Source organism: Paenibacillus soyae (assembly GCF_024623455.1).
Classification (GTDB): domain Bacteria; phylum Bacillota; class Bacilli; order Paenibacillales; family Paenibacillaceae; genus Pristimantibacillus; species Pristimantibacillus soyae.
In genome coordinates this window covers 200,295-217,553 of record NZ_JANIPJ010000006.1, presented here as the reverse complement: position 1 = coordinate 217,553, position 17,259 = coordinate 200,295, and the positions used below count along the sequence as shown (strand labels likewise).

The following is a 17,259-nucleotide window of genomic DNA, read 5'->3' as shown; positions in this document are numbered from 1 at the left end:
TCCTATCATACCTCCGGTTGAATGAGGGTATCCCATATGATCTAATGAAGTTGACGGAACGATGAGGGGAGGGGGGGAGCCTTGATCCGGCAAAGGCTAAAAGTAGGGTTTGTATTGATTTCGGCACTTGTGTTCGTCTCATGCAGCGGGTCAGGCTTGAGTGACGAATACCGTCAGGAGGAGGGCAAGACGGAGGAGAACGAAATCGTCACGATTCGTTATTCCAGCTACCTTCTGGATTCGGCCCAGGCGAGCAAAGTTTATTATGACGCGATTCGCGAATTTGAACATTTACATCCGAACATCCGGATCGAATCGGATTTTATTCAGAACGCGAATTACACAGCCGGTATCAAAATCAAGCTTCTCGGCGGCGAGGAGCTTGATGTGTTCGATACCTGGTCGCCCAGCCTGTTCGAGGAGTTCCGCAAGCTGAATCCGAATGTTTATTTGGATCTGACAGGCTCTCCGTTTCTGGAACAATTTCTCCCGAACACGCTGAAGCCGGTCACGATTGACGGCAAGGTATATGGCGCGCCCGAAGTGATGCATAGCGACGGGTTATTGTATAACAAGACGATGTTCGATTCATTCGGCCTGACCGTACCGGGAACGTGGGATGAATTTATTGCGTTGTGCGAGACGCTGAAGGGGAAGGGCATTATACCGGTCGCCATGGATGCGGAATGGTCGACTGCGCAATTTTTTTGGGGCTCGATCATGTCGAATAACGGCGCGGACGAGGAATGGACGCGGAAGCTGGAGCGTGGTGACATCCCATTGTCGGACGAGAAGTTCGTAGACGCGATCCGCAAGCATAAGGAGATCATCGATAGGGGATTCGTGCCGCCGAACTGGACTCAGCTCATGCACGAGCAGTCCAAGGACTTGATCGGCCAAGGAAAGGCCGCGATGATCATGACCGGCACCTGGAGCTTGCCCAGCATTATGGAGCGCAATCCGAACTTCGAGATCGATTTCATGATGGTGCCGGGAGAGGAACGTTCCGTGCCTAATGTCAATATTGGAACCTATCGGGTTATCAACGCCAAGACGAAGCATCCCGAAGAAGCCAAAACATTCGTCGCCTTCATGAACAGCAAAGCGAATCAGGAGAGGTTGGCGGACGGCGCAATGGCTGTTCCTTCGGTTGTCTCTGCCCGGATCTCCAGCCAGGTTGCCGTCAAGGTATCGGAGCTCGTCACGCGGGAGGACGCCGTCCTCTATTGGCCGCATACGGTGTCGACCGAGTCGCTGCAGGTGAAAATTCAAGAAGGCGTCAACAAATATTTGACAGGCCAGAGCTTGGAGGAAGCGTTGACGGAGATGCAGGCCGTAATCGATGAAGCCCGGAGCAAGTAACGAAGTCAAAAAAAGATAGAACAAATGAAAAAAAGTACAAGACGGATAATCTTCGAAAGTCATAGGCTTGCAAATCGTAAAGAAAGGAACAGGAGTAGTAAAAAACCATAATTTCTTAAATCGGTCCATTCCCGTAACATTTGGCTTAGGGCAAATAGATGACAGGAAACAGGGGAGGTTGAGGCGGCTCTTTCGACTTAAGTCAGTCAGAGACTGGGGAAGGGGAAGTCCAAACAATAAGAAGAGGTGAAATTAATTTGAGACCCTACGCTAAGCGTACGATTTCAGCCGTGCTAGCCCTAATGATTATGCTGCCGAGCGGTTTTGCAAGCGCTTCCGATTCGGGCAGTCAAGCATCTGTACAGGAACCCCTAACGGTTCAGTTAGCGGATACCAATCCTCTCTTTCATTGGTCCTTTCATCAAGACGAGGTGAAGAACGGAACGTCCGTCGAGAATAGCGCAAGCCCCGCAGACACCGACGATTACGCGGTGATGAAAGGAACGGCGGCGATCGTGGAGGATGAGCAACGGGGAGAAGTGTTATCCTTGACTGGCGGCGCGAATGGCACGGCATGGCTAGAACTGCCGGATCATCTATACAACGAGGTCGAGGAGGCGCTGACGTTCGCGGTATGGGCGAATATCGACCAATCAGCAAGCGGCTACACGCGTCTGTTCTCCTCAACCATTGGAGAAAAAGGGTTAACGAACAGCGGGATAAACGGATGGAGAGACTCGGAGTTTGTGATCGTCGCCGGAGGCGGAACGTTTAACAACCGGGTATATGCAGGCACGGATCCGACAGTCGTTGCCGACTACCGCGGCGACATTGCATGGAATATGAACCCGGTAAGAGGCAAATGGCAGCACATTGTCGTCACGATGAACAAAGAAGGCGCCTACGATGTCTACCTTGATGGCGAATGGCTAGAGACGAGCAGCATAGAGCCGGGCAATAGCTCCTCCGGGGCGACGATGCTTACTACGATGGCGCAGTTATTCAATCGCGACTTCCTGGATGCGCTGAAATTTAATGATTTTGGCAGATCCTTATATACATCGGATGGAGATATTCGCGGAAAGTTCGATGATATCCGGGTATATAACTCGAAATTGACTGCGGAGCAGGTTAGCGCCTTATACGAGGCGACGAAGTCGGAGGTAGTCGATGAGGAGATTCCCGCCAAAATCAACGTGGATCTGGCTGACCGTTCGCTGGGAGAAGTGTTCCATGGCTCCGCGGGCGCTTTGTACGCGATAAGCGAGCCCAACGTACCCGACATCAATACGCTGATTCCGATCAAGCCTTCGCATATTACGCAGAAGCCGCCGAACGGCATCCAGCATCCTACGGGAGACGCGCTTCGGGTAGCCGATTATTTCTTCGAGGCGGGCGGCGAAGTCGTCAACATCGTCATGCAGGACTATTACCAGCGCTGGTACTATCCTTCCAGAACGGCAGAACAATATATTAACGAAGCCGTAATCCCGATCACAACGACCGTTAAGGAATTCAAGGCGCAATGGGGCGCCGCGAACCCTGGTCAGGATCCCGATCAGAAATTCATTTATATCCCCTTCAACGAGCCGGAACAGAATAATACGCGTTATCCGCAGCTGCTCGCCGACAACGCTACAGGGAAAAGCTCCAGAGCCGTGTTTAATAACGATTGGCTTGCGGTCACCAATAAAATAAAGGAAATTGACCCGGGGGCACGAATCTCCGGCCCGAACTTAACGCAATATGGCGCAAAAGTGTATGAGGATTTAGTTGCATTCTGCGTTATTAATGACTGTCTTCCCGATATTATCAGCTGGCATATGCTGTGGAACAAAGCGTTTAACGCTACGGCGGGCAATATTGCTACCTACAGAGCCGTAGAGCAGGCTAACACGGCCAAGTATCGGGAGCTGTATCCGGACCGCGAGCTTCCATTCCCGATCAAGGTTGATATTAACGAATATGCCGCAACGGCGGAGATTGCGGTTGGCGGATCGTTGATTCAGTATATCGCGCGTTATGACGAAATGAAGATGAACAGCATGCTGCCTTACTGGAACACGGCCAATTCCTACGGCTCGCTGCTTGCCGGCCAGAACGAGCCGAATGGCGCATGGTGGCTGTACAAGTGGTATGCAGACATGATGGGCGGCGACATGGCGAAAGTGAGCGTTGTTACACCGCGCAGCGAAACGGATGCATATGGACCTGGTTTGTATGGCTTATCCTCCATTCAGGATGAGAAGAAGCAGGTAAGCATTGCGTTCGGCGGCACGCAGGGCAACGGGTCCGTTGTCTTCCAGAACGTAACGGGCCATGCGAACAGTCCGTCATTCCTTGCAGGGGCGGAGCAAGTGCATGTAACCGTATGGCATGCGGGCTACACGGGATTGACTGGCTTCCTGGTAGAGCCTACGCAAGTGATTGACCGCAATTATCCGGTCAAGAACGGCACGGTGACGCTGGATGTAGAGCTGGACGACTATACATCCGCCTATTACGCGGTCATTACGCCGGCTGTGAGCAACGATTCGAATGAAGTGTGGTTTGAGCGCTACGAGGCGGAGAACGCAGAGGTGAAAACAAGCGTTACGACGACTAGCGTGTACCCGCGTTCAAGCAATTCCGGCCGCTCGGCCTCTAATGGCCAATACGTCGCGGGCATTTCGCAGCCTAGCAGTTTAGTAAAGTGGACCAGTATAGCGGTACCGACTGATGGACGATATCGCTTGGACTTGATCGGCGGCAACGGTGCCACAGCTAACATGCGCAATCAGGCCAATACCGGGAATGCCAACCAGCGCATTAATTCGGAGTGGTTCATCAAGATCGATGATCAGCCTTCCCGGAAGGTTGTTCTTAGAGCGGACTACAGCATGGAGCTGATCGGCGGCCACACCCTGTTTATTGATTTGGAAGCAGGAACTCATTCGATTAGCATTAGCAAGTTTAATCCGGATACGGGAGAAGAAGGGCAAGGGCAGGCTACGCTGGATGCGATCGAGTTAACGTACAGCGGTGAGATAGGCGGGCTTCCGACTTATCAGGTGCAAGCGGAGTTTGCCGATTATGATACGGCGAAAGGCTTGTCTCGGGGGAATAGCATGGCAGGCTTCGAGGGTGCGGGATATGTGACGGGCTACGGCACGAATGCCGACGCTAATACTCGCTTCGTTGTCAGCGTGCTTGACGACGGCATGTATGACGTGACGATTCGTTACGCGTCAGGCGGCGATGGCGTCATTCAGATTGATCACGACCGTAAGCCTGCCGCGGGATTATCCGTATCGAATACGAATGGGCAGTGGGCGGAAGCAACGCTGCGCATGTTCCTGCGCACAGGCATCAACTTAGTTGATATCCAATCGAATACAACGCTTCATCTAGATCGTATTCAAGCCGCCTTCGTGAACAATGACGCCATCTTCTCTATTGAAGCCGAGGACGCCGTTGTCGCGGGTACTCCGGCAGGAGCCGAGCTTCCGTTGATTCGTGACGACGCGTTCGCGAAATATGCATCAAACGGGAAGTATGTCAACGGAATTACCTCTTACGACGGTACGGAAAGATATCTCGAGATTGACGATATCGTAGTACCCGAGGACGGAATTTACAAGCTGGTTGTCCAATATGCCAATGGGGAAAGCGCGGGAACGCATGCCTATAACAACGATGTGGTGGAGAGATACGCGCAAATTAGCGTCAATGGCGGCGAGGCGGAGACCGTATTCTTCAAAAACACAATATCCTGGCAGCAATTTGCTACTCAAACGATAGACGTGGAATTGAAGAAAGGCGCCAATACGATCAAATTCTCGAATAACAATACGTATAATGGCGGGTCTAATCCATACGGAGGCAATAATGGGGCGGGCACTCAAGGGTTTAATCCTTATACGGCAGTGCCGAATCAATATACGCCCGCCTTTGACCGTTTCGACCTCTATGCTCATGAGCCGTCCATCGTTGTATCCAACTCTACCGTACTGACAGGCTTGGATACGGTGCAAGTCGGACAAACGTTTGATTTGATTTATAGCCTGAGCGGTACGGAGCAGTCGGTAATTGCACAGGATATCAGAATTGAATACGATGCGGACAAACTGCAGCTTACAGGTCCGCCGGTATCGATGAATGAGGAGAATTTCGTCCTCGAATATAATCAAGGCACCGGGTGGGTTCGCATCATTGGCATCCATCTAGGCGATTATCAGACGGATCCGAACAAAGACCTCCTGAAGCTCAGCTTCCAAGCGAAGGATATCACAGGAGAAGCTCACATTCGGGTTGTCAGCGCCGAGCTCGCTGATGAGGAAGGCGTTGAGACGTCCGCCGCCGCATCCGCCCATACGGTTCAAATACAGAAGCCAACCATACCGGGGGATGTCAATAACGATAATCGGGTTAGCATAGGCGACTTGTCGCTGCTCGCCAAAGCGTATGGCAAGTCCGAAGCGGATAGTCCGGATTGGAATCAAGTGAAGGGCTATGATTTCAACCATGACAAAATCATTGATATTGCAGATCTCGTGGCCTTGGCAAGAATGATCCTAGCTCAATAATCGCGTGGAAGGTGTTCAAGGGTATCGACGAGTTTTCCGGTTGATGCCCTTGAACCGCTAGGCTCCCCTCATTGAAAAAACGGACAAAAGGGAGAAGATGAATGAATACCAGATTGTTGTCGCTATGCATATCGATGATGTTAATGATGACGTTAGTCCCAACGATGGCCTTTGCCGCGGAGCAGCCAGTATTCTCGCTTAATGGCTTCGTCACAGATACTAGGGCGGAAGTCAGGACGGGTGACATCGTGGAGATTCGTGTCGGGGGAGAATATTTAACTGATGCGTATGGCTTCGAATTGCGTCTATCCTACGATGCGGATAAATGGCAATACCAAGAGGTTTCTACCTCCTGGGGCGGCTTTTCCATCCCTTCCATAGTACAAGACGGGGAGCTTACATTTGCAAATACAAAGGTTGGCAATACCAAAGGCATTAACGGCGCGGCTCAGCTGGCAACCTTTAGATTCAAGGCGACGGAAGAAGGAAAAGCCACGATTCAATTAACTCGAGTCAAGCTTGTTGATAGCCAGGTTGCAAGCACTACATATGAGCCTCGGCTGTCTCTTGTTGCTTCCATTATAGCGAAAGATGCTCCAAGCTTTAGTGATATTGAAGATCATTGGGCCAAAGCCGACATACAGGAAGCGGCCAGAATGGGCTGGATCAATGGTTACGAGGATGGTCGTTTCCGGCCGCAAGATCAAGTGACTCGCGCGCAATTCACGACAATGCTCTCTAGAGCGCTGGCACTCGATGCGAACGCGGATGAAACGATTGTCTTCAAGGATGCCGAACAAATTCCGGAATATGCGAGAGCTCATGTGACGCAAGCGGTAGCTGAAGGGATTGTGAAAGGATTCGAGGATAACACGTTTCGGCCTCATCAACTCATTAGTCGATCGGAAATCGCCGTGATGGCGATGCGCGTCATCGGATATGAAGAGAAGCATGCGGGCAAGCAACTGGTCTTCGCAGACGCTGATCAAATTCAGGAATGGGCATATCCAGCCGTTGTCTCAGCCGTTGACTTAGGCCTTATACAGGGAAGAGATCATAATCGATTTGTGCCTCATGGCGTTGCAACCCGCGCAGAAGCTGTCGTTCTGATCTTGAGAGTGCTTGATTCTATCGATTAAAGCATAATAAGGCCGATGAGCGGAGAACTGCCGCTTGACGGTCTTATATGCGTTTGCCATAAGCTCTCTTGCTGCAAAATTGCGACATCTTGCCGTTCATGATGTCGTTCTGAATGATTCATGAACCTCCTGCCGCCAGATATAATAAGGTCCAAGGCGATTATGATGAGACGGGAGAGTAATAGAATGACTAAAGCGGCGAATGAAAGACGGTTATACGATAAAGGAAATTATGCCCGAACCTACACGGAGGTGCCGGCAACGGATCCCGGACATGCATGGCGGGAAGGGATGATTAGCGGGAACGGCGAGAACGGTTACATCATGTCAGGGTCGCCGTATCATGACAGCATTATTTTTCAATATATGTGGTTCAACTTTCCGTCCTGGGATCCAAGGGAAATCCCGGAAGAATTGACGGGACAGCTTGCCGATGCGAGACGGAATGTATTTCAGCTGAACGATCAATGGAAGGTTACCCACGCGGACGGCAGAACAAGGCGGAGAACCTTCTTCTACGCCTATCATCCGGGACACCAGCTTAGACTGAACATGACGAATAAAGGCACCGTAACCGAGTATGAGCGATGGACGAATTATGATACGGCCCAGACAGGTGTCCGGTACACCGACGAATTTGGCGAGTGGATTCGAACTTCATTCACTTCCAGAGAAGACAATGTCTCGATTATGAAGATCGAACGATCCTCCGCCGGCGCCAAGATTAACATGACGATTTCTATCGATGACATTTCGAGCTTGTACAAAGCCAAGGATGGGATGTCTGAGATCACGGCGCTCCAATACAAAAAGCTGGTGGACCCGAATGCCGGCTATATCGCGCAGGTTGCCCATTATCCGTCTTATCCGGGCAGCGAGCTGACCGACGGAGGATACGCTGGACTTACGCAGGTTATTGTCGTTAACGGAAGCAAGAAGCGGGTGCAGCTCGCCGACACGAATGAACCGATGAACGTCGGGGCGGTACAGAACCCTGCCATACAAGTGGTGGAAGCCGACGCCGTTTATCTCATCACGCAATCGAATAGATCATTCGATATGGGGAAGATCGAAGATTTTGCCGGAATGACGCAATACGCACTAGTTAATGAACTTCTCAATAATACGAATGCCTCAGCCGAGAAATATCAGGACCCTCCCGGTCATTTCGATTATGACGCCGCCCTTGCGCCGCATGCCGCGAAGCATGCCGCCGAATTTAACGCCGTACGTTTTACGCTTGAAGGGGACGAGGACTTCAAGGGGGCGGACAACGAGGCGCTGATTAAAGCGCAGAAGACATCGAAATCCAGAATCAACCATGCTTTTATGGAGCAGGTTTACAATCAGGGACGTTATGCCTTGATCTGCTGCAGCGGCTCAAGCGCGCCGCGGCTGTACGGGATGTGGACCGGAGAGTGGAACCCCGGCTGGCGCTCGATCTATACGCTCGATGCCAACGTGAATTTGCAGGTTTCTCCTATAAATACAGGCCATCTCACATTCGCTCAGCTTGGGTATATCGCCTTCTTCTTAAGAAACACATCGGATTTCGAATACAATGCGCGAATGTCTTATGGGATGCATGATGCGATTCAAGTGTCGGTCAATTCGGACGGCGACCGCGGCATGCAGGTGGAATACGACAACGACTACCCTTTCCAATATTGGAATGCCGGTGCAAGCTGGTGCCTGCTCCCGATCTTCGAATATTGGCAGTGTTACGGCAACCGTCAAATTCCGATCCAACCCGCTATGAGGATTCATGATCTGAAGAACATTCTCGGCGTAAGGGACGGGGGGCTGACGGATGAGGAATTCACGCAGCTGGTCCGCAAGGGTTATCTGGATTTGGAGCAGGATATTTTGCTGCCTCTGCTTACGAAGCAGGCCAATTTCTGGGAACAGCTATGTACGCCGGAGTACTATACGGATCTAAGCGGCAATGCTTGCTATGAGAAGGGCAAATCGGAGTTAAATCCAGGCGAAAAATATTTGTTGATCCCGACCTATTCGCCGGAGAATCACCCGATCGGCTACAACAGTACGATTACGGCTAATGCTACCATGGATATTTCAGCGGCGCGGGATGGACTGCAGATGGTCATCGCCATAGAAAAAGCGGCAAAACGCGAAGGATATGAAACCGCGGTTGCCAAATGGGAGGCTTTGCTGGAGCTGCTGCCGGAATATAAGCTGGACAAGGACGGCGCGCTGCGCGAATGGGCGATGAATGAATATACGGAAAACAACGATCACCGCCATTTGAGCCACCTTTATCCGGCATGGCCTGCGTATGAAACGCAGAACAATATGGAATTAAGGAAGGCTGCAATTATTGCTGTGGACAACAGGAATAAATACAATACAACGGACGCGACAGCGGGTCACGGCTGGATGCATAAGGCATTGGTCTGCGCCAGATTAAAGGACGGCGACGGCGTTGTCTCTTCCCTTCTGCCGATGATGGCGGATTCCGGCTATTACAACTCCCTAATGACAGACCATGACACAAACAGACGAAATGACTGTTATTGCACGGATACCTTATTCGGTACAATGGGAGCCGTGAATGAAGCGCTGCTGTTCTCGAATACCGGAGAAATCGAGGTCCTTCCGGCGCTGCCTTCCGAATGGAAATCGGGATCGATAAACGGATTGATGACAAGAGCAGGGGTGGAGGTCAAGGAGCTATTCTGGGACATTAACGTCGTATCCTTCACCTTACGACCCATGACGGACCATAACGAAATGAAAGTGAAAGCCGGCCTGCCTTGGATCAAAGGAATGGTTAACGACAAAGAAGCAGAGGTACATGACGATGAAGTTGGCCCATATCTTCTTGTATCGCTGAAAGCCGGTATGGACGTTAGAGTCGTATTGATTCTGTCCCATCGATAAGGACAATAATGAACAGCAAAGCCGGCTGCGCGGATAACGCCAGCCGGCTTTGCTGTTAGAATTGGAATGAACCGTTCAGCTCAATCGCCAGGCAATTGACGTATGGCGTCGGACGACTGTCCGGCAGCGAAACGACCAGAGCTCCGTACGATTGTTCGAATGGAACTTCGCCCGCTCCAAGCAGCCGGACGGACTTCACTTGATCTCCCGGAGTCAACGTGCGAATGACGGCGCGATGATCTTCGGGCCACCGCATTTGGAAGGCGTACAGCGTATTTCCCTTTTGCGTGAAGCGGTAATCGCTCGAGTTCCATTCAACCCTATCTTCCTTGAAATGATCAATAATGACACGGGAAAGGCCTTCGCCCGAAACGCGGAACGGCCTTGTGCCGTATACGCCTTCCTCGCAAACCCGAATCCACTTGGCCATCTCTTGCAGAATATGCCTGCATTCCTCATCAATCGTACCATCCGGCTTCTGCGGAATATTGAGGAGCAGGTTGCCGTTCTTGGCAATGATATCGACCAGAATTTCGATGACGTGCCCCGGTTTTTTGTATTCGGTTCTCACATTGTAGAACCAGTCCCCAACGCAAGTATCGGTCTGCCACGGCTCAGGCTTAATGTCAGGCTCTTGGCTGCGCTCGATGTCGAGGATCCCGATACGGTACACATCCTGCCTGCGGTCCTTCTGATTATAAATCGCGCGATTCATTCCGCCGTTTGCCGCTGCATTGGTATTGTACAGATGCGCGACCGCTTGCAGTCCGGCTGAGAACTGAGGGTCATCCAGGGGAGCCCAAGCTCTATCCCATGCGCTGGCGAACGGCAGCCCGCCGTCGGAGTACAGCAGATCCGGCTGATACAGATCGATGACTTCCTTCATCACGTCGAACCAGCGCTGATGCCACCAAGCATTATCCGTATACCAAGGCTTTAGCTCGGACGATAGTTGATTCGGATCGTAATGCTCGCGATTCGGCAAATACAAATCTTCGAATGCAGGGTCGTTGCCGTCATAAGGGATGCCCGCATAAGGGCCTTCCTTATCCTGGCCTTTATTGAATTTATACCAGCTGAACGTTGCTCCCATATGCTCGGTCAGTCCGAAAGGCAGTCCCCGGCTGGATGCGGCGGCTTTCCATAGCGCTACGATATCTTTTTTCGGTCCCATATTGACCGAGTTCCAGCGGTGGATTTTCGAATCGTAGTTAAAGAAGTTATCGTGGTGCATCGCCTGCGCGACGAAATACTTGGCGCCTGCGGCTACGTACAAGTCCATCAGCGATTCCGGATCGAAGTTCTCCGCTTTCCACAGCTGAACGATATCTTTGTAGCCGAATGTCGACGGATGTCCGTAATGGCGAATGTGGTACCGGTATTGCTCGGAGCCCTCGACATACATGTTCCGGGCGTACCAGTCCCCGTACATCGGCACCGATTGCGCGCCCCAGTGCGACCATATTCCCAGCTTCGCGTCGCGGAACCAATCCGGACACTCGAATTTTCCGAGCGATTCAAACGTGGGTTCGAAAGGACCCTTGGCGATTTGTGCTTTAACCATGCAGAACTGGCCTCCTATTTCTTTGATATAAGCTGATTCTAGCAAACCGTTGAAAGTAAAATCCTAACTTCATCCAGCAAATTATTAGCTTCTCGCCGAATAGCCGGAGAGTTGCTCGGGTAAGTAATCCATCCTATTTTAGCTATTCGACGTTCCTGATCATACAGCAAAAAATGAACGTATTTTCATACTGAAATCGTATCCAAGAACCCGCATTGAAATTTGTCTATAAAATGCTAAAGGTTGGCTAGATAATCAAGGTTCGTGCTAACTGCTCTCCCATAAAATAAATATTGCACAGAGTTGAAAGCGCTTACCTATCAGCATTCAATAGAAGGGAACAAGGAGGGGATGGAGGGTCATTCTTTTCCAACTATATGATGAGAAGAGGTGCAATTGATGTCAAAGTTTACGTTCAGGTCTTGCAAGTTATCAATGATCGCATTTGTTTTTATGTTCACAACCGTTTTTGCAAGCCTCGGTTCCGTAGCATCTGCGGCTGATATGACATGGGATTTCACGCAATACAACGCCGCTCAAATGACTAAGGCAATGGGTGCAGGATGGAATTTAGGAAACGCATTAGATGCTAGTATCAACGGCGTTCCTAGCGAAACAGCTTGGGGTAATCCCGTTATCACAAAAGCGTTAATTCAAAAGGTAAAAGCCGCAGGGTTTAAATCCATTCGGATCCCGGTAACGTATATGAAAAAAATCGGTCCTGCACCGAATTACACCATTGATTCCGCGTATCTGGCCAGAGTGAAGGAAGTTGTCGATTATGCTTACAGCGAAGGCTTGTTTGTCATTCTCAATATTCACCATGACGGCGCTCACTCTACAACCCCCAATACCCCGTCAGATAATTGGCTGCTGCCGAATGCAAGCGATCAAAATACGATTCGAGACAAATATAAGAAGGTTTGGCAGCAGATTGCCCATACATTCGTCAATTACAACGAGCATTTGATCTTCGAATCCATGAACGAAGTATTCGATGGGGTGAATTATGGCGGAGTACAGCCTAACCTAACGGTTTATTCAAACATTAATACGTTGAATCAGATCTTTGTGGACACCGTAAGACTGACCGGCGGAAACAATGCGGCAAGATGGCTGCTGATTCCTGGCTGGAATACGAACATTGATTTCACGGCTGGCAACAATGGTTACACGGGTTTTGTGCTTCCAACAGACAACAACAGATCAAGTACAGTTCCCAGCTCCGAGAAGAGGATCATGATTTCTGTCCATTATTACGATCCTTACTACTTCAGTCTAGTAGAAAACGAAGGCGCTACCCAATGGGGAGCAACAGCCGACCCTGCCAAAAAAGACTCCGGAGGACAGGAAGCCCACATGGATTCCCAATTTAAATCCATGTACGATAAGTTCGTAACGCAAGGGTATGCCGTAGTCATCGGAGAATACGGCGCAATCGATAAGTCGGCTTTGGATTCGTCCAACAATACCTATCGTGCGATTTGGGCAAAAGCAGTTGCCTCAACAGCGAAGAAGTATAGCTTAATTCCTGTATGGTGGGACAACGGATCCAATTTTGAATTGATTGACAGAAATAACCTCACCATAACCCAGCAAGGAATCATCGATGGCATCATGAGCGGAATAGGCAATTATTATAGGATCGTCAACCGCAATAGCGGCAAGGTTCTGGATGTTAATGGCTACTCAACTGCTGATGGCGCTGCTGTCAATCAGTATACGTATTCTGGCGGCTACAATCAGCAATGGGAATTGCTTAATGTCGGACTTAACAATTATCAACTCATAAATCGTAATAGCGGCAAGGTTCTGGAAATCGGGGGTTGGTCTTCTTCTGACGGAGCTACAGCTCAACAATGGGCACATTCCGGTCTTAGCGGCTATAATCAACAGTGGCAGATGATTGATATAGGCGGTGGTTATTTCGAATTTAAAAATGCTGCAAGCGGCAAGTATCTGGAAGTACTCGGTTGGTCTACTAATGATAGTGCACCAGTTGGTCAATGGTCATTAGGCAATCAGTATAACTTCAATCAGCAATGGCAGTTGGTTCCGATTAACTAAATAAAACCCATCATGGAGCAGCTTGCCGAGCGGCAGCTGCTCCATTTGCATGACAAATAGATGCACCGGCCGCCGGGCCGGCGTACCTGTCAGCTAAAATATCAACTTATCTGCTCTTTTTTTAACCTGTTGCCAAAGAAACGAAAAAAAAGCAGAGTTATCTCAACTACCATACTTATTTTCTATAGGACGAAGAAAGTATAATGGTTCTGGGTGATGATGATGCTGAAAATAGAAAGATTGAAATTCAAGTTTACGTTATCCTTAAAGTTCTCGATCGTACTGTTCGTACTGCTGGGCATTGCGGTCGCGTTGAACGGCCACTCCTATCGCGTGAGCGTCCATGTTATCGAGAGCGACATTCAAGACTCTTATTACGAACAGCTGCGCTTCTTTCTGCTTCAGTTGGACAACCAGGTGGATAATTTGGCCGCTAACCTGCTAGAGCTCGAAGAGGACTCGATTATGAAGCAATACATGAACACGACCGCGCCCGAGGATCTGTTCGATATTCATATGCTTCGCCTTAAGCTATATGAAAGAATTAAACTGCAGAGCGCATCTTCCAACTGGCCGATGGAGATCAGCGTATTTCTAAAATCGAGAAAAGAGGTCATATCTACTCGAGCGGAGGTGATCTATGAGGACATAGCCGCCATTCCGAAGATGGATCCCAGCAAGGGCTTGTGGAGCTACGAGCCTGGTCAAAGCAATAGCGGGAGCTACTTCACAATGGCGCAATCTGCTCCGGGATACACCATCTTTGCCCGATTCTCCGATACCTACATTCGCGATATGTTAAATAAATTTCAGCAAAATTCGAATCGCTATACAATGCTGTATCATCCCGAATTCGGGTTCATCGGAAATCCTCCTTCGGATTTAGGCGATTGGGAGCGGCATCTGGACTGGGACGGATTGCAGGAGTCGGGAAATCAAATTTTGAATGTAAATGAGCATCGCGTGCTTCTTAGCCACACTCCCGTCGGAAGCCTGGATTGGGTCATCCTGGATTGGGTTCCGCTCGAGAAGGTCGTATCGCCAGTGAAGGAAAGCAGCCGTTTTTTTGTGCTGGGTATCCTGGCCATGTTGGCAATCGGCGTGGTCATCACCACTCTTATATACAGACAAATTCAGCATCCGATCAACGAGCTGGTACAGAAGCTGCAGGATATTCGCTCGGGCCATTTCTCCTCCCGCTTGAAAGCCAAGCACCGGGATGAATTTCAAGATGTTTTCTCCGGCTTCAATGACATGGCGGAGCGCATTCAGGAATTAATTGAGAAGGTGTACGAGGAGAAGCTCCGGTTGAAGGAAGCCGAGCTAAAGCAGCTGCAATCGCAGATCAATCCGCATTTCTTGTACAACTGCCTCTTCTATATTAAGAATATGGCGAAGATGGGCGAGGACGAGCAGGTCGTGGCGATGGCGCTGAATTTGGGGGAGTACTTCAGATATACAACCCGTCTGGAGAACCCGATGACTACGATCCGGGAAGAGGTGAAGTTCCTTAGGAACTATTTGAACATCCACAGCTTCCGGAAGCCCATGCATTATGATGTTCGAATATCCGAGGAGCTGATGGAGCAATCCATCCCCCGGCTCTTCATCCAGCCCCTGGTCGAGAATGCCATTATTCATGGCATCGAGAGAAGCGATGCAGCAGGGGAGATTATCATCCATGGCGCATTCATCCCCGGCGGCTTTGTCATCAGCGTCGAAGATTCCGGGGATGGTTTGGACCCGGAGACTCTCGATAAGCTTCACGAGAAGATGAATCTTCCGCTCTCCCCCGATACAGGCTGCGGCTTGTGGAATACCCATCAGAGAGTCATTAACTTGTATGCAGCGGGATCGGGGCTGGCGTTTGCCCATTCCAGCCTGGGGGGACTCCGGGTATCCATCCGTTGCATGACCAAACATCAGGAGGAACACCATGTTAAGTTTGCTGATTGTTGACGACGAACCGACGATTGTGGATACGCTTGCCTTCACCATCGATTGGGAGAAGCTCGAAATCATGACGGTGTACAAGGCGTATTCCGCTAAGGAAGCGTTGTCGATTCTATCGGAGCATGCGGTTGATATCGTGATAGCGGACATCAATATGCCCCGGATGACGGGGATCGAGCTGGTTGCGCAGATCTATAAGCAGTATCGGCATGTGAAGAGCGTATTGCTGTCGGGCTACGCGGAGTTCGCTTATGCCAAGCAAGCCATTCATTACGGCGTGTCCGACTATTTGCTTAAACCGCTTTCCGACGACGACCTGATCGCCTTGATACGCAAGCTGGTACAGCAGATCAAGGAGGAATGGGAGGAGGTCGTATCGCGAAGACGCGTCGTCCATACCTTGAAGGAAAGCTTGCCCGTACTGAGGGATAAGCTCCTGAATGAATTGTTAATGAACAGGGTGAAGGAAGAAGAAGACTTTCTCCATCTCCTTGAATTGTATGACCTGCCATTCCGGTTTGACGATGATATCTGCGTGATGGTCATTCGAATGGAGGAAAGTCTGCCGGAGTTCAACGATCGGGATTTTTTCCTGCTGGAATATGCGGTTATTAATATAGCCGTCGAGATGCTGGGAGACTCCTACGATCTATGGTCCTGTAAGGATGCTAATGATTGCCTGGTTCTGCTTGTCCGGAAGAAATCGGGCAGGGATGAGGACGGGACGGGAGAGGAGCATAAGAAATTCGATGCACTCGCCATGCAGCTCCAGCGCAATATCGGCTTGTACTTGAAACGTGTCGTTTCTATTATCGTGAGCAAATGGGGAAGGTTTCCCGGAGACGTTAACGTGCTGTACAGCTATATGACGGAGCAAATCCGCAGCAGGCTGGCGAATGAGTCGGGCTGCTTCTTGTCCGGCGAACTATCGGAAGACGCATTCGTGCAGCAGCCTTTGCATCGCATGTACGAAACGCCTACGCTGCATCATCTGCTGGAGAACCGCAGATGGGACGAATATCGGGATAAGCTCGAGACGGTTATTCAAGATATGAAGCAAGCGGGAAGCCTGTCATCGGAGCATGTTCAGGAGGCCTATACCTTGGTGGCCGGCTCGTTTTATTTTTATGCGCACAAGCATAACCGGCTGCTAAGCGACTTGGTCGGAGGCACGTCCGTTCTGGGCCGGACCGTTCATTCCGTTCAGCAATTGTCGGAGTGGGCGCACTACATGCTGGATAAAATCCAGAACAGCGATCAGGCGGAGCAAAGAAGCTCCAAAGATAAATTAACCTTGAAGATAAGAGAATATATCGACCGCAATCTGAGCACGGCTTCGCTGCAAACGATAGCGGACGCCGTCTACCTTCATCCCGTGTACTTGTCCCGGCTGTACAAGGATAAAACGGGGGAGGGAGTAAGCGAATATATTCATAAGCAGCGGATGGTGAAGGCGGCGGAGATGCTGAAAGACGATTCTCTGAAAATATATGAGATTTCCGAACAATTGGGTTTTAAAAACGCAGCTTATTTCAGCAAGGTGTTCCGGGAAGAATTCGGCATGACCCCCAATGAATATCGGGAGCAGTTATAAATTACGCAGCGCTTCTCCGCTCGGCAGTCCTCAGGCTGCCTCCAGCGGAGAAGCGTCTTTTGTTTAAGTCAATAAAACCATAGCAATGTTGAAAACGAGTTATTTAGACTCCCG

Annotated in this window: 8 protein-coding genes; 7 read left to right on the top strand and 1 reads right to left on the bottom strand. The window is 50.2% G+C overall.

All coding sequences use genetic code 11. The features are described 5' to 3' along the window. Positions 1-81: 81 nt before the first annotated feature. The 4 genes from NQZ67_RS10915 (at position 82) to NQZ67_RS10900 (ending at position 9,967) form a co-directional block, all read left to right on the top strand. Positions 82-1,362, top strand: coding sequence for an ABC transporter substrate-binding protein (locus tag NQZ67_RS10915; RefSeq protein ID WP_257445376.1), 1,281 nt, complete (start codon positions 82-84; stop codon positions 1,360-1,362). Between the two features lie 257 nt (positions 1,363-1,619). Then, positions 1,620-5,927, top strand: coding sequence for a LamG-like jellyroll fold domain-containing protein (locus NQZ67_RS10910; protein WP_257445375.1), 4,308 nt, complete (start codon positions 1,620-1,622; stop codon positions 5,925-5,927). 101 nt (positions 5,928-6,028) lie between these two features. Beyond that, positions 6,029-7,066: an S-layer homology domain-containing protein gene (locus NQZ67_RS10905; RefSeq protein ID WP_257445373.1), complete on the top strand. Its 1,038-nt coding sequence runs from the start codon at positions 6,029-6,031 to the stop codon at positions 7,064-7,066. A 186-nt stretch (positions 7,067-7,252) separates the two neighbouring features. After that, positions 7,253-9,967: a glycosyl hydrolase family 95 catalytic domain-containing protein gene (locus NQZ67_RS10900; RefSeq protein WP_257445372.1), complete on the top strand. Its 2,715-nt coding sequence runs from the start codon at positions 7,253-7,255 to the stop codon at positions 9,965-9,967. Between the two features lie 55 nt (positions 9,968-10,022). Here NQZ67_RS10900 and NQZ67_RS10895 read toward each other — a convergent pair whose 3' ends face one another. Beyond that, positions 10,023-11,531 carry an alpha-L-fucosidase gene (locus tag NQZ67_RS10895; RefSeq protein WP_257445371.1) on the bottom strand — a complete coding sequence of 503 codons (1,509 nt, stop codon included), beginning with the start codon at positions 11,529-11,531 and terminating at the stop codon, positions 10,023-10,025. 399 nt (positions 11,532-11,930) lie between these two features. Here NQZ67_RS10895 and NQZ67_RS10890 point away from each other — a divergent pair, with 399 nt between their 5' ends. From NQZ67_RS10890 to NQZ67_RS10880, 3 genes are all read left to right on the top strand, one after another. Continuing rightward, positions 11,931-13,598 carry a cellulase family glycosylhydrolase gene (locus tag NQZ67_RS10890; protein WP_257445369.1) on the top strand — a complete coding sequence of 556 codons (1,668 nt, stop codon included), beginning with the start codon at positions 11,931-11,933 and terminating at the stop codon, positions 13,596-13,598. Positions 13,599-13,820: 222 nt separating this feature from the next. Beyond that, entirely contained in the window at positions 13,821-15,557 is a 1,737-nt protein-coding gene (locus NQZ67_RS10885) for a sensor histidine kinase (RefSeq protein ID WP_257445367.1), read from the top strand. Further along, entirely contained in the window at positions 15,535-17,145 is a 1,611-nt protein-coding gene (locus NQZ67_RS10880) for a response regulator (RefSeq protein WP_257445366.1), read from the top strand. Before NQZ67_RS10885 ends, NQZ67_RS10880 begins: the two co-directional genes overlap by 23 nt. The last annotated feature ends 114 nt before the right edge of the window (positions 17,146-17,259 follow it).